Raw genomic sequence first — 23,019 nt, 5'->3', positions numbered from 1 at the left:
GGACCCGATCGGCCGGGCGATGGCGCGCGAGATCAGCCACGCCATCAGGCTGGCCAGGACGGTCGACACCACACCGCTCAGCGCCACGACCGCGATCATGCGGTCCATCGCGGCATTGCCGGCATCCGTCCCGGCCTCGCCCCAGCGGACCGTGTCGGCCCGGAGAGCGTCGAAGGCCTGCTCCACGGCGGCCGACGTGGGACGGCTCGCCGCGGAAGCGACCATGTCCAAGGCCTGGGATCGGGTGGCCGGATCGGCGGCGAGGTTGGCCTCCGTGAGGAGGAAGTCGTTGACGTAGTTGGCTGCGGCCTTCTCGTAGGCGTCGAGCCGCGGCAGCAGGTCCGGCGCGTCCTTGTCCAGGATCGCGCGAGCGGCGGCGATATGGGTCACTTGCGCCGCCGAAGCCTTGTCGTATCCGGCCCGCTCTTCCGTGTTGCCGGTCACCACCAGCTTGCGCACCGCCGATTGGGCCCGAAACAGGGCTGCCCCGGCCTTGTCGACATCGTCCACCGCCGCGTTGGAGACGATGGTCACGCGCTCGATCTCTCGAAGGTGGCAGGTCTGCAAATAGAGGCTGCCGGCACTCGCCACGATGACGACGACGACCGCACCGAAACCGAGGCCGATCTTTCGAGCGACCCGAAGATTACTGAATCTCATCGAATTTCGCGCCTCGGGACCGGTGCTTTTCGTCACCAATGTGTCCTCCGGATTTCATAAGGTTAAAACGTTAATGATGTGTCAGAGCCGACGGCCCCCGTTCAGCTCGATTGCGAGGTCGAAGCCGCGTCCCCGGGCCGAACTCCCGCGCCTATACTCGTTTTCGACGGTTCGGCACCCCGGTCTCGAGCGGCCGCGACGCGGGATCACGGCCGACGACGGTCGGCCGACGGGGAAGGGACGCCGAAGGCGACGCCGGCGCGGCCTTGTGGCCGCCCAGGCTCCCGCATGGTTAACGATTCGCTCAGCCCTGTGCCCGACACTGCATCCGGCCCGGGGGGAGGTCCCCACGGCCGTCCGGAACCCCGCCCATGCGCATCATTTCCCTGCTCACCCAGAAGGGCGGCTCCGGCAAGAGCACCCTGTCGGCCGCGATGGCCGTGGAGATGCAGGCCCGGGGCGAAACGGTCTTCCTCGTCGACATGGATCCCCAGCGCTCCCTCGCCACCTGGGCCAAGGGCAGGTCGGACCGTCGCCTGGCGGGCGCCGCCGTCGGGAGCGAGCGGCTCGCGGAGGTCCTCGCGACGCTCCGGGACCGCGGCGTCACCCTCGCCGTCATCGACACGCCGGCCAGCCTGTCCGCCGCGACCGACGCCGCGGTGGCGGCGGCGGACCTCATCATCCTGCCGGTGCGCCCCACGGCCTTCGACATCTGGTCCTGCGAGGCGACTTGGCGGCGCATCCGGGCCCTGGGCAAGGATTGCGCCTTCGTGCTGAACCAGTGTTCGAGCCTGCAGACCAGCCGCCGCGTCCGGGACAGCGCCGCCGCGCTCGAAGCCATGGGCGGGCTGCTGACGCCGATGATCACGGCGCGGGTGGAATACCAGGACGCCATCCTGCGGGGGTTGGGGCCGACGGAGCTCGACCCGCACGGCCCGGCCGCGGACGAGATCCGCCGCCTCTGCGACTCGGTCCGCCGCCGCATGGCGCTGGACCGCTTCCACGCTCGGGCGACCCGTCAGGCGGCGTGACGCCGCGCCGGCCGAGGGGCCGTGACCCGGCTCGCCGGGCCGGATCGCGCGTCAACCCCGGCTCGCCCGCCCGTTGCCCAGCAGCGTCAGGACCGTGATCAGCGACGCGATCCCGACGAGCGCCAGCGCCAGCACCATCGGGTTCTCGTAGAAGAAGGACACCATCCGCTTCAGCGGGGCGAGGAAGATGTCCAGGGCGTGACTGAACAGGTCTGCCGGTGCCCACATGGATGATCGCCCGCCCCGCTCATCCCGGCCCGCGGTCGCGGGGCGGTCGGGACGAAAAGGCGCGCGGGCGCGCCTGAGTTCCCCGCGGGTGCGCGCCTTCGGGCGCGGTCACGCCGGCGGCGTGGTGCTCCGCCAGGCCCGCTCGAAAGGGAGGCGCCACGCGTGCGGCGCGACGAGCTGGTGGATGGATTTCGGCCCCCAGGAGCCCGGCTGATAGAGCCTCACCGGCGGTGGATTCTCCAGCAGCGGCTCGGAAATCTCCCACAGCCGCTCGATCCCCTCGGCCGTGGTGAACAGCGTGTGGTCGCCCCGCATGGCGTCGAGGATCAGCCGCTCGTAGGCTTCCAGCACCTCGCCCTGCAGGCCGGTGTCGTTCATGGAGAACTGCAGGCTCAGCTTGTCGAGCCGCATGCCGGGGCCCGGGCGCTTGCCGTAGAAGGACAGCGACACCTTGGAGGCGTCGGCCAGGTCGAAGGTCAGGTGATCGGGGCCCTGGGCGCCGACGCCGGAATTGGCCGGGAACATGCTCTTCGGCGGCTCGCGGAACGCGATGGAGATGATGCGGCTGCCTTCCGCCATGCGCTTGCCGGTGCGCAGGAAGAAGGGGACGCCCGCCCAGCGCCAATTGTCGATCCAGCACTTCAGCGCGATGAAGGTTTCGGTCTCGGATTCGGGGTCCACCCCCGCTTCCGTGCGGTAGCCGACATATTGCCCGCGCACCACGTCGTGCGGGTCGATGGGCAGCATGGAGCGGAACACCTTGTTCTTCTCCTCGCTGATCGGCACGGGCTCAAGCGAGGTCGGCGGCTCCATCGCCATGAAGCCGAGGATCTGGAACAGGTGGGTCACCACCATGTCGCGGTAGGCGCCGGTCTGCTCGTAGAAGCGGGCGCGCTGGTTCAACCCCAGCGTTTCGGGCACGTCGATCTGGACGTGGTCGATGAAGTTGCGGTTCCAGATCGGCTCGAACAGCCCGTTGGCGAAGCGGAACGCCAGGATGTTCTGCGCCGGCTCCTTGCCGAGGAAGTGGTCGATGCGGAAGATGCGGTCCTCGGCGAAGATCGCGTGCAGGGCTTCGTTGAGCGCCACCGCGCTTTCGAGGTCCGTGCCGAAGGGCTTCTCCATGATGATGCGCGAGCGGCCGACGAGGTCGGCGTCCGCCAGCATGCGGACCGCCGGCAGCGCCGCCTCGGGCGGCACGCTGAGGTAATGGACGAGCCGCGTTTCGCCCACGAAGCTTTCCTCGGCGTGCTTCACCGTGGCGCGCAGCGCCCCGGGCCCGGCCGACAGCGACACGTAGTCGAGCGCTTCGGCGAACATGCTCCACTGCGCTTCGTCGATCTTGCGCGTGGAGAACTGCTCGAGCGCGGCCCGCGCCAGCGCGCGGAAGCCGTCGGCGTCGAGGTCGTCGAGCGACACGCCGATGACGCGGCAGCCGGGGATGAAGCCCGCGCTCGCCAGGTGGAACAGGCCGGGCAGCAGCTTGCGCCGCGCGAGGTCGCCGGTCGCGCCGAACAGCACGACGATCTGCGGGTAGGCCGGACCGACGCCGCGCAGAACCTTCTTCGCCATGTCCACTCCAGTTCCGTCCAGCGACAGGGCCTTCCGTTCCCGAACGGAACGAGGCCGGGTTTCGATCCCGGACGCGGGCCGCCACCGCGGCGCGGGCCGATTCGAACGGGGCCAGGATGCGCAGACCCGTCCGCCGGCCGCAACGCCGCGGCCGCGCCGGGCAACAACGGCACGCGTCGGACATTGACGCGCCACCACGACGAACCCGCGACGGCCCGGACACCATGGACAACACCGAAGTCATTGACGCGACGGACGCGGCCCTGCGCCTGCGCCACACCGCCACCGGCCACGTCTTCACCTACCGGGTCGAGGCCGGCGACCTCGTGCCCGGCCCGGTCGAGGAAGGGCACGGCCCGAAGGACCCCGGCGACGTCGCCGCCGACGTCCACGTCGCGGCGAAGCGCGAAGCCAGGCGGCGCGGGCTGATCTGACCCGGACCGCTTCGCCCGCCCGCGGACGAGGTTCAGGCCGCCTTCTTCTTGTCCCCGATCGCCACCAGCCGGCGCAGGATCTCGCGCGTGCCTTCCAGCCGATCCTCCGGCCGGTCGAACTCGCGGATGAAGGCGACGCGCATGTCGGGCCGGACCTTGGCGTAGTATTTCGGGTCCTGGATCAGCCGAACGAGCCCGGTGGGGTTCGAGAACTTGTTCTCGCGGAACCCCACGATGACGCCCTTCGGGCCGGCATCGACCTTCTCGACGTTGGCGCGCCGGCACAGGCCCTTGACGGCCATCAGCTTGAGGAGCTGGCGCACCTCGTCCGGCATGGCGCCGAAGCGGTCCACCATCTCGGCGCCGAAGGCTTCGATCTCCTCCTCGTCCTCCAGCGCGGACAGGCGGCGGTACAGGTTCATGCGCAGCGCGATGTCGGGCACGTAATGCTCGGGGATGGTCACCGGCACGCCGATCGAGATGGCCGGGGACCAGGCCTCCTCGGCGAGCTCGCCCGTGTCGCCCGACTTCAGGGCCTCGATGGCGTCCTTCAGCATCTGCTGGTAGAGTTCGAACCCGACCTCCTTGATGTGGCCCGACTGCTCGTCGCCGAGCAGGTTGCCGGCGCCGCGGATGTCGAGGTCGTGGCTGGCGAGCTCGAAGCCGGCGCCGAGCGTGTCGAGGCTCTGCAGCACCTTCAAGCGCTTCTCCGCCTGGGCGGTGGGGGGCCGGTTGGCCGGCAGGGTGAACAGCGCGTAGGCGCGCGTCTTCGAGCGGCCGACGCGGCCGCGGAGCTGGTACAGCTGCGCCAAGCCGAACAGGTCGGCGCGGTGGACGATCAGCGTGTTGGCGCGCGGGATGTCGAGGCCCGCCTCCACGATGGCGGTGGCGAGCAGCACGTCGTAGTGCCCCTCGTAGAAGTTCGACATCTTCTCCTCGAGTTCGGTCGCCGACATCTGCCCGTGGGCGACGACGAACTTCACCTCCGGCACCGAGCGGGCCAGGAAGGCCGCGGTCTCCTCCAGGTCCTCGATGCGCGGGCACACGAAGAAGCTTTGCCCGCCGCGGTAGCGCTCGCGCAGCAGCGCTTCGCGGATCATCAGCTCGTCGAAGGGGAACACGGAGGTCCGCACCGCGAGGCGGTCCACCGGGGGGGTCGCGATGATGGACAGGTCGCGCACCCCCGTCATGGCGAGCTGCAGGGTGCGGGGGATGGGGGTGGCGGACAGGGTCAGGATGTGGACCTCCGCCCGCATGTCCTTCAGCCGCTCCTTGTGGGCGACGCCGAAGCGCTGCTCCTCGTCGACCACGACGAGGCCGAGGTCCTTGAAGCCGATGGCCTTGCCCAGCACCGCGTGGGTGCCGACCACGATGTCCATCGTGCCGTCGGCGAGGGCGTTCTTCACCCGTTTCTGTTCGGCGGCCGGCACCATGCGGCTGACCTGCCCCACCTGCACCGGCAGCCCGGCGAAGCGCTCCGAGAAGGTCTTGTAGTGCTGGCGGGCCAGCAGCGTGGTGGGCACCACCACGGCGACCTGCCGGCCGTTGATGGCGGCCGCGAAGGCGGCGCGCAGCGCCACCTCGGTCTTGCCGAAGCCGACGTCGCCGCACACCAGCCGGTCCATCGGCCGGCCGGACGCCAGGTCGCCCAGCACCGCCTCGATGGAGTTCAGCTGGTCGTCGGTCTCGTCGTAGGGGAAGCGGGCACAGAACTCGTCGTAGAGCCCGTCCGGCGGTACCAGCTTTTCGGCGGCCTTCAGGGTGCGCTCGGCCGCGAGGCGGATCAGCCCGTGGGCGATCTCGCGGATGCGGTTCTTCATCCGCGCCTTGCGGTTCTGCCACCCGCCGCCGCCGAGGCGATCGAGGATGGCCTCGGAATCCTCCGAACCGTAGCGCGACAGCAGTTCCAGGTTCTCGACGGGCAGGAACAGCCGTGAATTGCCCTCGCCGGCATATTGCAGCTCGACGAGGTCGTGCGGAACGCCGGCCGCCGTGAGGGTCTTCAGCCCCAGGAAGCGCCCGATGCCGTGGTCGACGTGGACCACGTAGTCGCCGGGGGCGAGGCTGGCCACCTCCTGGAGGAAGTCGGCGGCGCGGCGGGTCTTCTTGCGGGCGCGCACCAGGCGGTCGCCGAGCACGTCCTGCTCGCCGACGAGGTCGACGTCGCCGGCCGAGAAGCCGGCTTCGAGGCCCAGCACCGCCAGCGCCACGGCGGCCTGCGGCAGGGCCAGCGCCTGGCCGAGCGAGGCGACGGCTTCGGTCTTCTTCAGGCCGTGCTCGCCCAGCACGGCGCGCAGCCGGTCGCGCGAGCCTTCGCTCCAGCCCGCCACGATCACGCGGCGCCCCTGCCCCACGAGGTCGCGGATGTGGGACACGGCGGCGTCGAACACGTTGGCGCCTTCCTCCGCGCGCTCCGGGGCGAAGGAGCGGCCCGGCCGGCCGCCGAGGTCCGCCGACACGGCGGTGCCGGGCGCCGCCTCGGCGTCGGTGACGCGCGCCACGGGGGCGTGGTCGAGCTCCAGCGCCCAGTCGTCGCGGCCGAGGTAGAGCGCGGACGGCGGCAGCGGCTTGAAGCCGTTCGCGCCGCCGGGCTGCTTGCGGGCCTCCACGCGGGCGTCGTGGTGGTCGGCGATGACGGAGAAACGCTCCGTCACGGCCTGGTCGTCGAGCGGGTCGAGCACGATCGGGCAATGGCCGAGGTAGTCGAACAGCGTGCCGAGGTTCGGGTAGAACAGCGGCAGCCAGTGCTCCATGCCGGGGTGGCGGCGGCCCTCGCTGATGGCGGCGTAGAGCGGGTCGCCGTGCGGCGCCCCGAAGGTAGACACGTAGTTCTGGCGGAAGCGGCGGATCGATTCCGTGGTGAGCTGCACCTCGCTCATCGGCACGAGGTCGAGCGCGCGGAGCTGCCCCGTCGAGCGCTGCGTTTCGGGGTCGAAGGGGCGGATCGATTCCAGCGTGGCGCCGAAGAAGTCGAGCCGCACCGGCGCCGGCATGCCGGGCGCGAACAGGTCGACGATGCCGCCCCGCACGGCATATTCGCCGGTGTCGCGCACGACGTCCGAGCGCAGGAAGCCGTTGATCTCCAGCCAGGCGGCGAGGTCGTCGGTCGACACGGAATTGCCGGGCGCGGCCGAGAAGCTTTCCCGCGCCACGCTGTCGCGGGGCGGCACGCGCTGCAGGATGGCGCTGACGGTGGTGGACAGGATGCGCGGCCTGTCCGCCGACGACCGCGAGCGCGCGAGGCGCGACAGGACCAGCATGCGGCGCGCCGCGATGGCGGCGTTGGGGGACGCGCGGTCGTAGGGCTGGCAGTCCCAGGCGGGAAACTCCAGGACCTCGATGTCGGGCGCCGCGAAGGCGACCGCGTCGCGGAACGCCTGGGCCCGCTGGCCCTCGCGTGCGACGTGGACCAGCGTCGCCGGCCGCTCGGCGCCCTTGGCGAGCGCGCGGGCGAGGTCGGCCACGACGAAACCGTCGAAGCCGTCCGGCACGTGGGCGAGGGTGACGTGGGTGTCGCCCTGCAGCGCCTTGACGACGCGGGCCACCTCGGCCAGCGGCGCCGGCGGCCTGGCTGGCGGGGCGGCGTTCTTCGGCGGCGACACGACGCGGCCCGCGACCGCCTTAGCCACGCAGGGCACCGGTGGCGGCGTGGAAATCGCGGATGCGGGCCAGAAAGGCGGCGTCGACGTCGGGCGGCACCGGCGCTTCGCCCGACACCCACTTGTAGAGGTCGGGATCGGGCTGCTCCATCAGGGCCTCGAAGCTGTCGAGCGCGGCCTCGTCCAGCGTCGGGAGCATCGCGTCGGCGAAGCGGCCCATGATGAGGTCCATCTCGCGGGTGCCGCGGTGCCAGGCCCGGAAGCCGATCTTGCGGCGGCGCACCGCGTCCTCGTCGTGAGTCGTCATGGAGGGTCGTATACCGGCGGGATCGGAGGGCGAAACGGTCGGGCCGTATATAGCGGCGCCGCCGCGGGGGTGCCAGCGCGGTCCATCGCCGCCCTCGCCCCTGCGCGCCCGTACCGGGGGAGGCGGCGGGCGACGATGCACTTCTTAGCAGGATGGCGTAGGCCCGTCGGCGACCAGGCGCTTGGGACGGGGTACGGCTTCGAGCACGGGACGCCGCCGACGACGCGCCGGTCGTCGAGGCGTGGCCGGCCGGGTCGGGTCGGCCGCACGGAAGGCGGGGCTCGGTCGAGACGCGCGACACCGCAGCGACGCGTGTGAGTCCGCAAATCCGAACTCATGCCGACCGATGGGAAGCAAGGTGCCGCTCTTTGGAATGATTACGTTTATAGATAGCAGATTTTAGAAGTCGATCAAAGATTACGACTCTTCGTCGATACTGATGGAACGCGATGACCTGTGCCTGTTAGCTGCGCCTCGACACGCTTGAGGAGAGTGAACGATGACGGGACCGGCGCGGATGAGATCGTTGCTCGGAGCGACGGCGCTGGTCTCCTCCTTGGTGGCTCTGCGGCAGCCCGCTCTCGCGCAGGCGGCGAATGGAACGGTCGAACTCGAAACGATCGAGGTTCAGGGCACCGCGCGCCGACCGGTCGACACGCCCGAGGGCACGACCGGCTACGTCGTCACGCGCGAGCGGGCCGGCACCAAGACCGACACGCCCGCGGTCGCGGTTCCGCAGTCCTCCACCACGGTCACGCGGCAGGAGCTGAACGATCGCGACGTCCAGACGCTCGGCCAAGCCCTGAACTACACGCCGGGCGTCACCACCGGAGCCTTCGGTTACGACCCGCGCTTCGACAGCTTCTTCGTCCGCGGCTTCGACGTCACCTACACGGGGCTTTACCGCGACGGGCTGCGCCTCGGCGGCGGCACCTTCTCCATCCCCAAGACGGAGCCCTACGGGCTGCAGAGCATCACCGTGCTCCGCGGCCCCGCCTCGGGCCTCTACGGTCTCGGTTCGCCCGGCGGCATCGTCGATTCCGTCACCAAGCGCCCCCCCGCATCACCGTTCGGCGAACTCCAGCTCCAGCTCGGCAGCTACGACAGGCGTCAGGTCAACTTCGACCTCGGCGGCCCCGTCGCCGGCAACGACCAGTTCTCCTATCGCGTCACCGGCCTGCTGCGGAACTCCGACACGTTCCAGCCGGGCGGCAAGGACGACCGAACCTACATCGCCCCTGCGGTGACGTGGCGGCCCGACGGCGACACCAGCCTGACCGTCATGGCAGAGCACCTGACGAGCCTCAACACCGGCAACGCGTCCTACTACAACGACGCGACCGCCCCCACCGCGCGCGAGAAGCTGACGCGCATCTATTCCAACGATCCCGCTTTCGGGAACTTATCACAGGAACAGTACCGCATCGAATACGCCTTCGAGAAGCGCGTGAACGACTGGCTGACGTTGCGCCAGAACTTCCGCTACTACCACGTCGACTCCGACCTGAAGTACACGGAGGTCGACACCGTCGATCTCGACGCCGGCACCGCCGGGCGCTCCACCGGCCAGCTCGTCGACAACTTCGGCATCGTCACGATCGACAACCAGGCGGAGCTGCGCGCGGCACTCGGCCCGGTCGCGAGCACGAGCCTGTTCGGCATCGACTATTCGCATCAATCCTTCACGGAGGCGCGCGGCTTCGGCACGGCGCCCGACCTCGACCTCGTGCACCCGAACTACGGCGCCCAGGCCATCTACGCCCCGACGTTGGACCGCCTCACGCGCCAAAGCCTCGACGACCTCGGCCTCTACGTCCAGGAACAGACGCGTCTCGGCGGCTTCCTGCTCACGCTGAACGGTCGCGAGGACATCGTCCGACAGGACTCCGCCGACACGACATCGGGCGTGCAGCGGCCGCGCGACTCGGCCTTCACGGGCCGCGCCGCGCTGACCTACCTCTTCGCCAACGGGGTCGCGCCCTACGTCAGCTACGCGACCGAGTTCGCACCTCAGCTCGGCGTCGACGCCGCCGGTCGGACCTTCGCGCCGACCACCGGCGACCAGAAGGAAGTGGGCGTCAAATACGATGTCCCCGGCGCCCGCACGCTGCTCACCGCCGCCCTGTTCGACATCTCGCAGGACAACGTGCTGCGCACCGATCCCGACAACCTCACCTTCCAACTCGCCACCGGCCAGGTCGAGTCGAAGGGCCTGGAGTTGGAGGCCACGACCAACCCGGTCGACGGGCTGAACCTCACCGCCGCCTACTCGCACCTCGACGCGGTGATCACGCGCGGCGACGCGGACACGACGGGCAAGCAGTTCTCCGGCATCCCGCGCGACAGCGTCTCGGTCTTCGCCAAATACACGATGCAGCCCGGGAGCGTCCTGGCCGGCCTCGGCTTCGGCGGGGGCGTGCGCTTCGTCGGCGAATCGTACGGCGACGACCAGAACACGTTCCGCAACACGGCCAGCACGCTGTTCGACGCGGTGGTGGACTACGACGCAGGTCAGCTCGACCGCAGCCTCGCGGGCCTGCACGCGCAGGTCAACGCCAACAACCTGTTCGACCGCTTCGTGGTCTCGTGCCAGACCGGCTACTGCTACCGCGGGGAGCCGCGGCAGGTCATCGGCAGCCTCGTCTACCGCTTCTGACGACGCTTTGGCGTCCAGCGGCATCTTGGTCGGCTGGCCGCCGGCCGCCGGCCGCCGCCCCCGCTCGGGCGTGGGCGGGACCACGCGGCACTTCGCTCGACGATGCCCTGCCGAACAGGTGGCACCCTGTCGAACATCGCCATCAGCGGCGGCGTCGCCCGGGCCGGACCGCGGCGCCTTTCCGTGGTATGGCGCCCCGATGCGACCCGACCAGCTCAACCCGCTCTTCGTCGAGGCCACCAAGCTGCGCGGCGTCGGCCCGAAGGTCGCGGCGGCGCTGGACCGGCTGCTCGGCTCGGCGACGCGGCCCGCGCGGGTGATCGACCTCGTGCTGCACCTGCCGATCTCGGTGATCGACCGCTCCACCCGCGCCAAGCTGCGCGACGCGCCGCGGGACGCGATCGTCACGGTCGAGGGCCGCGTGCGCGAGCACCTCGCGCCCGCCAAGAGCAACGCGCCCTTCAAGGCCGTGATCGAGGACGAGACGGGCGACTGCACGCTCGTGTTCTTCCGCAACAACGCGTCCTGGGTCGAGAAGGCGCTGCCGCTGGGCTCCACCCGCTTCGTGTCGGGCCGGCTGGAGCTGTGGGACGGGCGGCTGCAGATGGTCCACCCGGACCGGGTGATGGACGCCGACGCCTTCGCCAACACACCGCTGGTGGAGCCCGTCTACCCGTTGACCGAGGGGCTGTTCCCCCGCGTGCTCGGCAAGGCCGTGGAGGCCGCGCTGGAGCGCCTGCCCGACCTGCCCGAATGGCAGGACGAGCCGCGCCGCATCCTGCGCGGCTGGCCGGGCTTCGCCGACGCGCTGCGGGCCGTGCACCGGCCGAAGAAGCCCGCCGACGTGGCCGCCGACGCCCCTGCCCGCCAGCGCCTCGCCTACGACGAACTGCTGGCGAGCCAGCTCGCCCTGGCGCTCGTGCGCAACCGGCAGGTCGTCGACGACGGCGTGCCGCACGTGCCGACCGGCGCCATCTCGGCGAAGGTCGAGGCCGCCCTGCCCTTCCGCCTCACCGGCGGCCAGCGCAAGGCGCTCGACGAGATCCGCGCCGACATGGCCAGCCCACGCCGCATGCTGCGGCTGCTGCAGGGCGACGTCGGCTCGGGCAAGACCGTGGTGGCGCTGCTGGCGGCGGCCTCGGCCGTCGAGGCGGGCACGCAGGCGGCCCTGATGGCGCCGACCGAGATCCTGGCACGCCAGCACTTCGCCCGCATCGCGCCCCTCGGCGAAGCGGCGGGGCTGCGCGTCGCCGTGCTGACGGGGCGCGACAGGGCGTCCGAGCGCGCGGCGACGCAGCGCGGGCTGGAAGAGGGGACGATCGACCTCGTCGTCGGCACCCACGCGCTGTTCTCGGAAACGGTGGCGTTCAAGGACCTCGGCCTCGTCATCGTCGACGAGCAGCACCGCTTCGGCGTGGCGCAGCGCCTGACCCTGGCCGAGAAGGGCCGCGCCGCGGAACTGCTGGTGATGACGGCGACCCCGATCCCCCGCACGCTGGTGCTGACGGTGTTCGGCGACATGGACGTGTCGATCCTGGCCGAGAAGCCCGCGGGGCGCCAGCCGATCGTGACCCTGGCCAAGCCCGCCGACGCCATGGAGGAGGTGGTGGCGGCCGTGGGCCGGGCGGTGGCGGGCGGCGCGCGCGTCTACTGGGTGTGCCCGCTGGTGACGGAAAGCGAGCACACCGACCTCGTCGCCGCCGAGGACCGCTTTCGCGCGCTGGAGGAGTATTTCGGCGACCGCGTGCGGCTGATGCACGGGCAGATGAAGGCGCCCGAGCGCGACGCCGCCATGGCGGATTTCGCGTCCGGCCGCGCAAGCGTGCTGGTGGCCACCACGGTGATCGAGGTCGGCGTCGACGTGCCCGAGGCCAGCGTGATGGTGATCGAGCATGCCGAGCGCTTCGGCCTGGCGCAGCTCCACCAGCTGCGGGGCCGCGTCGGGCGCGGCGCCGCCAAGTCGTTCTGCCTGCTCGTCTACAAGGCGCCGATGGGCAAGACCGCGGAAGCCCGCATCGACATGATGCGCGACACGGAGGACGGCTTCCTCATCGCGGAAGCGGACCTCAGGCTCCGCGGCGAGGGCGAGCTGATCGGCACCAAGCAATCGGGGCTGCCGGACTTCAAGCTGGCGCTGCTCGACGTGCACGGCAAACTGCTGGAGGAAGCGCGCCACGAGGCGGCGGGCCTGGTGGCCGACGACCCGCAGCTGCAGGGGCCGCGGGGCCCGGCGCTGCGGACCCTGCTCTACCTCTTCGAGCGCGACGCGGCCGCGCGGTTGCTGGGAGGCGGATGACGCCGGCCCCCGCCCTCACGCCACGATGCGGCCGGCCGAACGGGCCCCCCACTCGATCTCGACCGGCGCCGTCCACGTCCCGATCCTGGCGGGCCAGACCTGGTTGCGGCCGTTGCGCTTGGCCGCGTAGAGGGCGGCGTCGGCGCGCTTGAACAGGTCGAGCGCCGTGCAGTCCCCCGTGAGGGCGCTCGCCACGCCGAAGCTTCCGGTCAGGATGCCGTCCGGCCCCACCGCCGAATGCGGTATCGCCGCCGCGACGATGCCTTGCCGGATCGCCTCGGCCAAGCGGTGCGCCTGGGCGAAGTCCTTGCCGGGCATGAACACCGCGATCTCCTCGCCGCCGAACCGGATCGCGAGGTTCCGGCTCCCGCGGATCTCGTCGAGCACGCGGCCGGCGACCCGCTCGAGGCAGGTGTCGCCGGCGGCATGGCCGTAGGTGTCGTTGTAGAGTTTGAAGAAGTCGACGTCGATCAGGACCAGCGACACCCAGGCGCCCTCGCACGACGGGCGGGACCAGTGCGCCTGCGTGGCCTCCTCGAACGCGCGGCGGTTCCCGAGGCCCGTGAGGGGGTCCGTGACGGCCGCGGCCTGGAGATCGCGGTTCAGCAGCTGCACCCGCAGCTTCAACAGGAAGGCCCGCCGGTTGACGGTTTCCAACGCGTAGCCGGTGAAGGCCGCGATGACGCTGCTGCTCAGGCAGAACAGGAGGTTCACGACCCGCCCCTCGGGCGGGACGATGTCGGTGGCGAAGAGGAGCGTCGCGAAGCAGGCGCATTGGACGAGGATGGCCGACAGGGCACAGCGCAGGCCCGGCCGCGTCAGCGCGACCGCGCCGACCATGATCAGCAGTAGGCCGAACAGATAGTTGCCGCGATACGCACCGCCGCTGACGTACAGCATGGCCGACAGCGTGCCGGCCAACGTCACGCAGAACAGCCACAGCGCGAACTGGTAGCTCGCCACCCGCTTCAGCATCGCCACGCACAGGAGGCAGACCGGCGTGACGACGAGGAACTTGCCGATCAGGTAGACGGTGAAGTCGTCCCGCAGCATGAAATAATCGTTGAGGACGAAGGAGTCGAACAACAGCACGACGACGATCATGTTCAGGGCCACCGAGCTCCGCTGCTCGGCGACGGTGTCCTCCCTGTAGAGCGCCTCGATGTCGGCCGGCAGGCGGAACGACGCGAAGCCGCCCTCCAGGGCACGTTCGATGTCGGCGGCCGCTATGCCGTTGGATCGATCCCCCATGCCTCAAAACCCTTCCGGTGGCGTCGTCCAGCCATAGCGTCCCGCCATGGAGGCGGTGTTGCCGACATCGTTCGATTTGATCGGATCTCCGGGCTGAAACGGCATGTGGTGAACGTCGCGCTTCGCCGACGCGGGCGGTGACGGGGCGAGCGGGACGCGGCCGACACCACCCTCGCGTTCCACCTTCGGCCGCCCGATGCCGCGCGGCGAGCGTCCTCACACGCGGCGCACCGGCCTCGCGCACGGCGCCGCCTCATTTCGTCCCGGGCCGGCGTGGCAGACTGTTCGCGCCACATCGGGGGGACGCGCATGGACTTCACGGTGACTCCGAACGGCGACCGCCTGGAGGTGTCGAGCGACGACGGCCACCGGTTCACCTTCCCGCTCGCCGAGCTCCACGCCACCCGCCGGCCGCCGCGCCTGAGCGGAACCGCGAAGGACCTGCCGATCAGCACGCCGCTCCAGGTGCTGGAAGCCGCGCGCCGGGCCGCCGAGGACTTCGCCATCCTCAACGACCTGATGTGACGCGGCCCCGCGCGCGGCCGCGGGCCGGGTCAGCCCTCGTATCGGTGCGACACGCCCCAAGGGTCCGTCACGACGCCCTCGCCCCCGTAATCCGGCCCCACCGGCACCTTGCCGTGGCCGCCCGGGATGTCGAGCACGTAGGTGGGCTGGCACAGGCCCGACACGCGGCCCCGCAGCGCCCGCATCAGCGCCTTCCCTTCCGCCAGCGGCACGCGCAGGTGCGACGTGCCGGGCGCGAGGTCGCCGTGGTGGAGGTAGTAGGGCCGGATGCGCAGCTCGACGAAGCGCCGCATCAGCGCCGCCAGCACGCCCGCGTCGTCGTTGACGCCGCGCAACAGCACCGTTTGGCTGACCAGCGCGAGACCCGCGTCGATCAGCCGGCCGCAGGCGTCCCGCGCCGCGTCGGTCAGTTCGCGCGGATGGTTGCAATGGATGCCGACATAGGTGGCCTTGCCCGAAGCCCGCAGCGCCTCGACCAGCCCCGGCGTCACGCCCTCGGGGGCCACAACGGGCACCCGCGTGTGGAAGCGAACCACCTTGACGTGGTCGATGGCGGCCAGCCGCGCCATCACGCCGGCGATGCGGCGCGGCGACAACGCCAGCGGGTCGCCGCCGGTGAGGATCACCTCCCAGATGGCGGGGCGCGCCGCGATGTAGTCGAGCGCCGCCTCGGCCTGGTCCGGCGGCAGCACGGCGTCGGCCCCCGGCCCCACGCGCTCGCGCCGGAAGCAGAACCGGCAATACACCGGGCAAACGTGGAGCAGCGTCAGCAGCACCCGGTCGGGATAGCGGTGCACGATGCCCGGCACGGGGCTGTGGGCCGCGTCGCCGATCGGGTCCGCGAGCTCTTCGGGACGGTGGTCGAGCTCGGCAGGGCTCGGCACGAACTGGCGCGCGATCGGGTCGTCCGGGTCGGCGGGGTCGATCAGCGCCGCCATGGCGGGTGACACCGCGACGGCGTAGCGCTCCGCCACGGGCCCCAGCGCGGCAGCCTGCCCGGCGCCGATCAGCCCCGCGGCGGCGAGGTCGGCGGGGCCCCGCAGCGTCGCCGTCACGCGCCCGCCACCGGCAGCGCCAGCACGCGTTCGATCGACGGGGCTCCCGCCGCCAGCATCACCAGGCGATCGAAGCCGAGCGCGATGCCGGACGCGTCCGGCATGGCGGCGAGGGCGTCGAGGAAATCCTCGTCGATCGGGTAGCTGTCCTGCCCGCGCGCGGCGCGGCCCGCCATGGCGGCCTCGAACCTGCGCCGCTGCTCCGCGGCGTCGGTGAGCTCGCCGAAGCCGTTGGCGAGTTCGACCCCGCAGGCGTAGAGCTCGAAGCGCTCCGCCGTGCGCGGATCGTCGGGCGAGGGGCGGGCGAGCGCGGCCTCGGGGGCGGGATAGCGGTCGAGGATCGTCGGCCGCCCGAGCCCGAGCCGCGGCTCCACGCAGGCGGACAGGACGCGGCTGAACGCGTCCGACCACGTGTCGTCGGCCGCGCAGGGCACGCCCGCCGCCTCGGCCTGCCGCACCAGCGCGCCGCGGTCCGGCGACGCCCCGTCGAGGGTGGCGAGCAGGTCGATGTCGGCGTGGCGCGCGAAGGCTTCGGCGACGCTCACGCGCTCGGGCTCGGCACGGGGGTCGCAGTCCCGCCCGCGATGGGTCCAGCGGGTCGAGCCCGCCGCCTCGGCGGCGGCGCGCAGCAGCGCCGCGCAATCCGCCATCAGGTCTCCATAGGGCGCGCCGGCGCGGTACCATTCGAGCATGGTGAACTCGGGGTGGTGGGTCGACGAACGCTCGCGGTTGCGGAACACGCGCGCGAGCGTGAAGAGCCGCGGCTCGCCGGCGGCGAGCAGCTTCTTCATGGCGAACTCGGGCGACGTGTGGAGGTAGAGCGGCCGCGCCGCGCCGTCCGGCCCGATGAGCTCGGTCGCGAAGGCTTCGAGGTGGGCCTCGTTGCCGGGCGAGCGCTGCAGGATGGGGGTGTCGACCTCCAGGAAGGCTTCCGCGTCGAACCAGCGCCGGAGCGCCGCGGCGACCCGGTTGCGGGCGACCAGGAACGGCCGCCGGTCGGCATAGACGTGCGGTGCCCAGGCCGGCGACGTCGCAGGGGGGCGGGCGATGGAAGCTGGGACGGGTGCGGGCAAGCGGCGGGGCTCGAAACTCTGGTCACGGATGAGAAAAACGGTATGGTGCCGGCCGATCGCGCGTCCGGTGAACCATCCCCGGACCGTTTAGCAATTTTCTGAAGGTCAAGCACCCGTGAGAGTCATCGCCAGCTCGGTTCGCAAGGGCAACATCCTGGAGAAGGACGGGCAGCTCTACGCCGTCCTCAGCGCCGAGTCCTTCCACCCCGGCAAGGGCACGCCCACCACCCAGATCGACATGCGCCGCATCAGCGACGGCGTGAAGGTGTCGGACCGCTACAAGACCACCGAGCAGGTCGAGCGCGCCCACGTCGAGGACATGAACTTCTCGTACCTGTACCAGGACGCCGACGGCTACACCTTCATGAACGAGGAGAACTACGAGCAGATCGTGGTGTCCACCGACGTGCTCGGCACCCAGGCGCAGTACCTGCAAGAGAACATGAAGGTCCAGCTGTCGATCTTCAACGAGACCGCCGTGTCGGCCACCCTGCCCCAGCGCGTCACCTTCGAGGTCGTGGAAACCGAGCCGGCCATGAAGGGCCAGACGGCGTCCTCCTCCTACAAGCCCGCGAAGCTCAGCAACGGCGCCCGCGCCATGGTGCCCCCGCACATCCAGCCCGGCACCCGCATCGTCATCCAGACGGAAGACGGCACCTACGTCGAGCGCGCCAAGGACTGATCCCGCCACGCCTCTTCCCCCCCGGGGAGGAGGTGGCGCGCGGCGCCGGAGGAGGGGCGGTGGGCGCGGGCGGTGCCCACCCCTCTCCCGCCGCCGCGTCCCGAAGCCGAGACGGCGCTCACCTTCCCCGGGCCAGCCCCAGTTCCAGCCCGACCAGGAAGGCCGCGAGGTCGTCCGTCGCGGCGTCCACGGTGGCGTCCTCGGCCCCCAGCCGCTCCCAGGGCTCGCGGTTGTCGACCGTCGCGGCAGGCGGCACCACCAGCAGCGTCGCCATCCCGCGCTCGTGCGGCACGCGCAGGTTCTTCACCAGGTCCTCGACCATCGCGGATCGCCGCGGGTCCACGCCGTGCCGTTCGAAGAAGCGGTCGTAGGTGGCCGCCTCCGGCTTGGGCACGAGGTCGGCCGACACGATGTCGAACACCGCCTCGAAGCTGTCCGCCGCAAAGCCCAGCCGCTCCGTGGTGCGCAGGGCGTGCTCGCGCGACCCGTTGGTGAGGATCAGCTTGCGCCCCGGCAGCGCCCGGATCGCCTCCACCAGCGCAGGGTTGGGCGCCAGGGACGTCCGGTCGATGTCGTGCACGAAGCTCAGGAACGCGTCCGGCGTGATCGCGTGGTCTTCCATCAGCCCCTTCAGCGTCGTGCCGTAGCGGCCGTAATAGTACTTCTGCAGGCCGCGCGCCGTCAGGCCGTCGATGCCCATCAGGTCGGCGAGCCAGCGCGTGATGCGCTCGTCGATCATGGGCCAGACGGGGCTGCCGGCGGGGTAGAGCGTGTTGTCGAGGTCGAACACCCAGGTGTCGACCGCGGCGAAGCGCGCCTTCACGCGCTCCGGCAGGGGGTGCGGGGCGGACAGTTCACGCTCGGCCGCCTCGGCGCGCGCCACGACGGCGCGGACCGCGGCCGCGCTCGGGGCGGCGGTCACCGGGTGATGAGCGTCCCCGCGCCGTGGTCGGTCAGGAGCTCCAGCAGCACCGAATGAGGCACCTTGCCGTCGAGGATGACGACGCCCTCGACGCCCTGTTCCAGCGCGTAGATGCAGGTTTCCACCTTGGGGATCATGCCGCCCGTGATGGTGCCGTCGGCGATCAGGTCGCGGATGGCGTCGACCGACAGCTCCTTGATGAGCTTCTTGTCCTCGTCGAGCACGCCCGGCACGTCGGTGAGCAGCAGCAGGCGCTTGGCCTTGAGCGACCCTGCGATGGCGCCCGCGAAGGTGTCGGCGTTGACGTTGTAGGTGGCGCCGTCGGCGCCCTGCGCCACGGGGGCCAGGACGGGGATCAGTTCGCGGCCCAGCACCTGGTCCAGCACCGTCGTGTCGACCTTCGACGGGTCGCCGACGAAGCCCAGGTCGACGCCGTGGTCGCCGTCCGCGTTGGCGTCCACCGGCACCTCGTATTTGGTGGCCGTCACCATGTTGCCGTCCTTGCCGCAGAGCCCGATGGCCCGGCCGCCTTCGGCGTTGATGAAGCCGACGATCTGCTTGTTGATGGACCCGCAGAGGACCATCTCGACGATCTCGATCGTCGGCTTGTCGGTGACGCGCAGCCCGTTGGCGAAGTGCGACTCGATGCCGAGCTTCTTCAGCATGGCGCCGATCTGCGGGCCGCCCCCGTGCACCACGACCGGGTTCACGCCGGATTGCTCCAGCATCACCATGTCGCGCGCGAAGGAGCGGGCCGTGGCCTCGTCCCCCATGGCGTGGCCGCCGTATTTCACCACGACGATCGCGTCGTCGTAGCGCAGCATGTGCGGCAGGGCCTGGGTCAGGATTTCGGCGCGTTCCGCCGGGCTGCCTCGTTCCACGTCCGTCATGGTTCAGCGATCCATCCGTGGCTGGGGCGCGGCGCGGGGCCGCGCAGATCAGATCTTTAGCGGAAGCGCCCCGCGCTCGGCCAGCAGGCGCGCCACGCTTTCGCGCAGGTCCAGCACGCCCGCGCCCGTCTGGGACGAGGTGAGGATGACATGCGGAAAGGCCGCGGGATGCTTGAGCAGCGCCGCCTGCGTGTCGGCGACGCGCGACGCGCGCTCCGCTGCCTTGAGCTCGTCGGCCTTGGTCAGCACCACCTGATAGGACGCGGCGGCACGGTCGAAGTCCGTCATCTGCTCGCGATCGACCTCCTTCAGGCCGTGGCGGCCGTCGACGAGAAGGAAGATGCGCTGCAGCGTGGTGCGGCCGCGCAGGTACTGCTCCACCAGCGCCGTCCAGTCGGCGATCTTGGCCTTCGACACCGCCGCGTAGCCGTAGCCCGGCATGTCGACGATGCCCAGGTGGCCGCCGAGGTCGAAGAAGTTGAGCTGCTGCGTGCGGCCCGGCGTGTGCGACACGCGGGCCAGGGTCTTGCGCCCCGTCAGGGCGTTGACGAGCGACGACTTGCCGACGTTGGACCGGCCCGCGAAGGCGATCTCGGGCAGGCCGAGGGGCGGCAGCGCCGACACGTCCGGCGCGCCGGCCACGAAGACGCATTCCCGGGCGAAGAGCAGCCGCCCCGCTTCGACGAGGTCCCGCTCGCCGGCGGGGGGCGCCGCCTCCCCCTGCGGCGAAGCCGCGAGCCCGTCCACCTCAGGCCTTCCGGGGCCGGCGGAACGTGCCGGCGAGGTTGTCCCACAGCTCGACCTTGGCGCCCTGACGCTTGGCGATGAGGTATTGCTGGATCACCGTCAGCGTGTTGTTCCACGTCCAGTAGATCACCAGCCCCGACGGGAACGTCCCGAGCATGAACATGAAGATCAGCGGCATGTAGGAGAACATCTGCTTCTGCACCGGATCCGGCGGCTCCGGGTTCATCTTCATCTGCAGGAACATGGAGAAGCCCATGATCACCGGCCAGATGCCGATCAGCAGGAAGCTCGGCAGGTAGCCGGCGATCGGCAGCAGCCCGCCGAGCGTCAGCACGTGGACGGGGTCCGGCGCCGACAGGTCGTGGATCCAGCCGAAGAAGGGCGCGTGCCGCATCTCGATGGTGATGAAGATCACCTTGTAGAGCGCGAAGAAGACCGGGATCTGGATGACCATCGGCAGGCAGCCCGCCACCGGGTTCACCTTCTGCTCCCGGTAGAGCTTCATGGTGGCTTCCTGCTGCTTCTGCTTGTCGTCGGGGAAGCGCTCCTTCAGGGCCGCCAGCTGCGGCTGGAGCTGCTTCATCCGCGCCATGGAGGCATAGGACTTGTTCGCGAGCGGGAAGAAGAGGCCTTTGATCAGCACCGTGACGATCAGGATGGCCACACCGAAGTTGCCGGTCAGCTTGTAGAACCAGTCGAGAACCTGGAACAACGGCTTGGTGATGAAGTAGAACCACCCCCAGTCGATGAGGTTGCCGAAGTTCCGGATGCCGTACTCTTTCTCGTACTTGTTCAGCACCGCCGTCACCTTGGCGCCGGCGAAGACGTGGGTGGTCACGTCGCTGGTGGCGCCGGGGGCGACCGTGCGGGCCGGGAGCAGCGCGTCGGTCTGGTAGTCGCGGTTGCCGTTGTCGGCGTAGGAGGAGAAGGTGCCCTTGAAGGCCACGTCCTGTTCGGGGGCGACCACGCCGGCCCAATATTTGTCCGTGATGCCGAGCCAGCCGCCGCTGCCCTCGAGGACGCGGCTGTTGCCCGTCTCCTTGTCCATGGCGGCGTAGGTGATGTCCGCTTCGCGGTTGTCGCCGATCTCGCCGACGAGGCCCTCGTGCAGCACCGAATAGTTCGACGTCACGGGCGTGCCGTGGCGCGAGATCAGCGCGTAGGGCAGCAGCGTCACCGGCGCGGCGCCGGAATTGGTCACCGAGTCCTTCACGGTGAACATGTACTGGTCGTCGACCGAGATGGCGCGGTGGAACACCAGGCCCTGACCGTTGTCCCAGGTCAGCGTCACCGGCTTCGCCGGGGTCAGGCTGTCGCCGTCGGCCGTCCAAACGGTGCCGGGGCCCGGCAGAGCGACCTTGTCGCCCGCGCCGGCGACGAAGCCGGTCTCGGCGTAATAGGGGTGTGGGCCGTTCGAGGGCGAGAACAGCTCGATGATCGGCGACGCCTTGTCGGTGGTCTCGTGGTAGTCCTTCAACGACACGTCGTCGATGCGGCCGCCCTTGAGGTCGATCGAGCCCGCGATGGCGGGCGTGTCGATCACGACGTGGGGGTTGGCCGCCACCGCTTCGGCGCGGGTCTTCATGATCTCGACCGGCGCCATGCCGGCGGCGGGCTGCGACGCGGCGCCGTTGGGCGGCGAGCCCGCCGGCACATGCGCCAGCGCGTCGTCGGCCGCGGCGGCGTTGCGCGTCACGGGGGTGGAAGGCTGCACGCCCTGGGCCGCGGCGGCCTGCTGGGCCTGCCGCTGCTTCTGCATCTGCGGATAGCCGTAGAAGAACTGCCAGCCGATGATCACCAGGATGGACAGGGCGATCGCGACGTAGACGTTTCTGTTGTCATCTTTCATGGTGCGTCACGCTGGCTCGAGTCCGCACGGCCGGCGCGTCCGGCAGGACGGCGGGCCTCCGCGAAAGAAACGTCATTTCGATGGGGATGGGCGGGTTTCGGCCCCGCCCGTCGCCCGGGGCGGCGCATCCCCCTTGCCGCGACGGGGACCCGCTGCGGCAGGACCGCGGGGGCGGCCGGCCTTGGACCGGCCCGAAGCGGCGTCGCCGAGGCAGCGCCGCAATTCGCCCACGAGGGACGCGAAGGGGGCCGACAGGGCATCGCGCCGCGCCACGATCACGTAATCGTGGTCGGGCTTCGTCGCCAGGGCCGGCGCGCGCAGCGCTTCGCGGAAGCGGCGCTTCACGCGGTTGCGCTCGACGGCATTGCCGACCTTCTTGGTCACCGTCAGGCCGACGCGGCACCCTTCGACCGGGGCGTCCCGGTCCCCGCGGCGATAAACCTGAAGCGACAGGGAGCGGCTGTGCACCCGGCCGCCGTTCGATGCCCTGACGAAGTCGGGGCGGATCTTGAGGCGGGCCGGCGAGGCCGCAGGAGCCCTCGCGACGGCCGATCCCCCCGGCCGTGGGTCGGACCCGTCCGGCATCCCGGCTCCGGAGCCCGACACGGCGCTTCGGCTCAGGCCGACAGGCGCTTGCGGCCGCGCGCGCGGCGAGCCGCGATGATGCGGCGACCGCCGACCGTGGCCATGCGGGCGCGGAAGCCATGGCGGCGCTTGCGCACGATCTTGGAGGGTTGGTAGGTCCGCTTCACTGTGCTGCTCCGTTGTCACCCGAAGGGCAGCTCGCGCCCTGTCGGCGTTGAACGGCGGCCCCGATTCTGTCGCTGTCGATTCCGGGGCGCGCCGAAACGCGCCGAAAGCCCGCGGCGAGGTGCCGACAGGCTCGAAATTCGTGGCGCATATAAGGTCCGCGCCCCGGCGAAGTCAATCGACGCCGAGGCGCGGGACGGCGTCAGCGAACGACGGGCGCCATCGTCGGGGCGACGGCCGGCGCCATGGGGCGCGCGGCGGCCGGCACGGGGCGGCGATGGGCCATCGCACGGCCGGCCGCGCAGCCCCCGACGGCGCCCAGGATGCCGTGGCCCACCGCGTGGCCGGCGACGCCGCCCACGATGGCGCCCTTGATGCAGCCGCGGGCTTCGGCGGTCGCGGGGGCGGCCAGGAGAGCGCCGGCGCACAGGGCAGAGACGATCAGTCCACGCATGTTCAGTGTCCTCGGTCGAATCGCCCGAATCGGGCGGC

The 23,019-nt window shown here is 70.8% G+C and carries 21 protein-coding genes; 6 read left to right on the top strand and 15 right to left on the bottom strand.

Translation table 11 applies throughout. The annotated features are described in order from the left end of the window. The coding region (locus tag D3273_RS16470) for a hypothetical protein (RefSeq protein WP_165359526.1) at positions 1-696 on the bottom strand (696 nt) is incomplete at its 3' end. A 335-nt stretch (positions 697-1,031) separates the two neighbouring features. On the opposite strand from D3273_RS16470, the gene D3273_RS16465 reads away from it, so the two are divergent. Beyond that, positions 1,032-1,691, top strand: coding sequence for a ParA family protein (locus D3273_RS16465; RefSeq protein WP_129227982.1), 660 nt, complete (start codon positions 1,032-1,034; stop codon positions 1,689-1,691). A 51-nt stretch (positions 1,692-1,742) separates the two neighbouring features. On the opposite strand, the gene D3273_RS28305 is transcribed toward D3273_RS16465, so the two are convergent. Both D3273_RS28305 and zwf read right to left on the bottom strand, forming a co-directional pair. After that, positions 1,743-1,919 carry a hypothetical protein gene (locus D3273_RS28305; protein ID WP_165359525.1) on the bottom strand — a complete coding sequence of 59 codons (177 nt, stop codon included), beginning with the start codon at positions 1,917-1,919 and terminating at the stop codon, positions 1,743-1,745. 108 nt (positions 1,920-2,027) lie between these two features. Beyond that, entirely contained in the window at positions 2,028-3,491 is a 1,464-nt protein-coding gene (gene zwf / locus D3273_RS16460) for a glucose-6-phosphate dehydrogenase (RefSeq protein ID WP_129227981.1), read from the bottom strand. A 224-nt stretch (positions 3,492-3,715) separates the two neighbouring features. On the opposite strand from zwf, the gene D3273_RS16455 reads away from it, so the two are divergent. Continuing rightward, positions 3,716-3,925: a hypothetical protein gene (locus tag D3273_RS16455; protein WP_129227980.1), complete on the top strand. Its 210-nt coding sequence runs from the start codon at positions 3,716-3,718 to the stop codon at positions 3,923-3,925. Between the two features lie 32 nt (positions 3,926-3,957). Here D3273_RS16455 and mfd read toward each other — a convergent pair whose 3' ends face one another. Both mfd and D3273_RS16445 read right to left on the bottom strand, forming a co-directional pair. After that, a complete protein-coding gene (mfd, locus tag D3273_RS16450) occupies positions 3,958-7,479 on the bottom strand; it encodes a transcription-repair coupling factor (RefSeq protein WP_129227991.1) in 3,522 nt (1,173 codons plus the stop codon). Between the two features lie 67 nt (positions 7,480-7,546). Then, positions 7,547-7,831, bottom strand: coding sequence for an FAD assembly factor SdhE (locus tag D3273_RS16445; protein ID WP_129227979.1), 285 nt, complete (start codon positions 7,829-7,831; stop codon positions 7,547-7,549). Positions 7,832-8,348: 517 nt separating this feature from the next. On the opposite strand from D3273_RS16445, the gene D3273_RS16440 reads away from it, so the two are divergent. Both D3273_RS16440 and recG read left to right on the top strand, forming a co-directional pair. Beyond that, positions 8,349-10,487 carry a TonB-dependent siderophore receptor gene (locus tag D3273_RS16440; RefSeq protein ID WP_245501211.1) on the top strand — a complete coding sequence of 713 codons (2,139 nt, stop codon included), beginning with the start codon at positions 8,349-8,351 and terminating at the stop codon, positions 10,485-10,487. 199 nt (positions 10,488-10,686) lie between these two features. After that, a complete protein-coding gene (recG, locus tag D3273_RS16435) occupies positions 10,687-12,783 on the top strand; it encodes an ATP-dependent DNA helicase RecG (protein WP_129227977.1) in 2,097 nt (698 codons plus the stop codon). Between the two features lie 15 nt (positions 12,784-12,798). Here the strand turns inward: recG and D3273_RS16430 are convergent, their stop codons facing one another. Continuing rightward, the gene (locus D3273_RS16430; protein ID WP_129227976.1) at positions 12,799-14,034 is read right to left on the bottom strand and encodes a GGDEF domain-containing protein; all 1,236 of its coding nucleotides are present in this window, start codon (positions 14,032-14,034) and stop codon (positions 12,799-12,801) included. Positions 14,035-14,343: 309 nt separating this feature from the next. On the opposite strand from D3273_RS16430, the gene D3273_RS16420 reads away from it, so the two are divergent. Next, positions 14,344-14,559 carry a hypothetical protein gene (locus D3273_RS16420; RefSeq protein ID WP_129227975.1) on the top strand — a complete coding sequence of 72 codons (216 nt, stop codon included), beginning with the start codon at positions 14,344-14,346 and terminating at the stop codon, positions 14,557-14,559. Positions 14,560-14,588: 29 nt separating this feature from the next. On the opposite strand, the gene D3273_RS29225 is transcribed toward D3273_RS16420, so the two are convergent. Next, positions 14,589-15,614 (bottom strand): lysine-2,3-aminomutase-like protein, encoded by a 1,026-nt coding sequence (locus D3273_RS29225; RefSeq protein WP_165359524.1) that lies wholly within the window; start codon positions 15,612-15,614, stop codon positions 14,589-14,591. Beyond that, complete coding sequence (gene epmA, locus D3273_RS29220) at positions 15,611-16,687, bottom strand: EF-P lysine aminoacylase EpmA (protein WP_245501210.1); 1,077 nt, start codon at positions 16,685-16,687, stop codon at positions 15,611-15,613. Before epmA ends, D3273_RS29225 begins: the two co-directional genes overlap by 4 nt. Positions 16,688-16,802: 115 nt before the next feature. Here epmA and efp point away from each other — a divergent pair, with 115 nt between their 5' ends. Continuing rightward, positions 16,803-17,369 (top strand): elongation factor P, encoded by a 567-nt coding sequence (efp, locus tag D3273_RS16410; protein WP_129227974.1) that lies wholly within the window; start codon positions 16,803-16,805, stop codon positions 17,367-17,369. Positions 17,370-17,487: 118 nt separating this feature from the next. Here the strand turns inward: efp and D3273_RS16405 are convergent, their stop codons facing one another. From D3273_RS16405 to D3273_RS16375, 7 genes are all read right to left on the bottom strand, one after another. Beyond that, entirely contained in the window at positions 17,488-18,291 is an 804-nt protein-coding gene (locus tag D3273_RS16405) for a pyrimidine 5'-nucleotidase (RefSeq protein WP_342634273.1), read from the bottom strand. Further along, positions 18,288-19,181, bottom strand: coding sequence for an acetylglutamate kinase (gene argB, locus D3273_RS16400; protein WP_129227973.1), 894 nt, complete (start codon positions 19,179-19,181; stop codon positions 18,288-18,290). Before argB ends, D3273_RS16405 begins: the two co-directional genes overlap by 4 nt. 48 nt (positions 19,182-19,229) lie before the next feature. Continuing rightward, positions 19,230-19,928 (bottom strand): ribosome biogenesis GTP-binding protein YihA/YsxC, encoded by a 699-nt coding sequence (gene yihA / locus D3273_RS16395; RefSeq protein WP_129227972.1) that lies wholly within the window; start codon positions 19,926-19,928, stop codon positions 19,230-19,232. 1 nt (position 19,929) lies between these two features. Beyond that, positions 19,930-21,777, bottom strand: coding sequence for a membrane protein insertase YidC (gene yidC / locus D3273_RS16390; RefSeq protein WP_129227971.1), 1,848 nt, complete (start codon positions 21,775-21,777; stop codon positions 19,930-19,932). A gap of 72 nt (positions 21,778-21,849) precedes the next feature. Further along, positions 21,850-22,362 (bottom strand): ribonuclease P protein component, encoded by a 513-nt coding sequence (rnpA, locus tag D3273_RS16385; protein ID WP_129227970.1) that lies wholly within the window; start codon positions 22,360-22,362, stop codon positions 21,850-21,852. A gap of 32 nt (positions 22,363-22,394) precedes the next feature. Further along, the gene (gene rpmH / locus D3273_RS16380) at positions 22,395-22,529 is read right to left on the bottom strand and encodes a 50S ribosomal protein L34 (RefSeq protein ID WP_129227969.1); all 135 of its coding nucleotides are present in this window, start codon (positions 22,527-22,529) and stop codon (positions 22,395-22,397) included. Positions 22,530-22,729: 200 nt separating this feature from the next. Beyond that, the gene (locus D3273_RS16375) at positions 22,730-22,981 is read right to left on the bottom strand and encodes a hypothetical protein (protein ID WP_129227968.1); all 252 of its coding nucleotides are present in this window, start codon (positions 22,979-22,981) and stop codon (positions 22,730-22,732) included. Positions 22,982-23,019 lie beyond the last annotated feature (38 nt).

This window comes from Lichenibacterium minor (assembly GCF_004137685.1).
Classification (GTDB): domain Bacteria; phylum Pseudomonadota; class Alphaproteobacteria; order Rhizobiales; family Beijerinckiaceae; genus Lichenihabitans; species Lichenihabitans minor.
The sequence above is the reverse complement of the archived record's forward strand: the minus strand, read 5'-3'. Positions and strand labels throughout refer to the sequence as shown.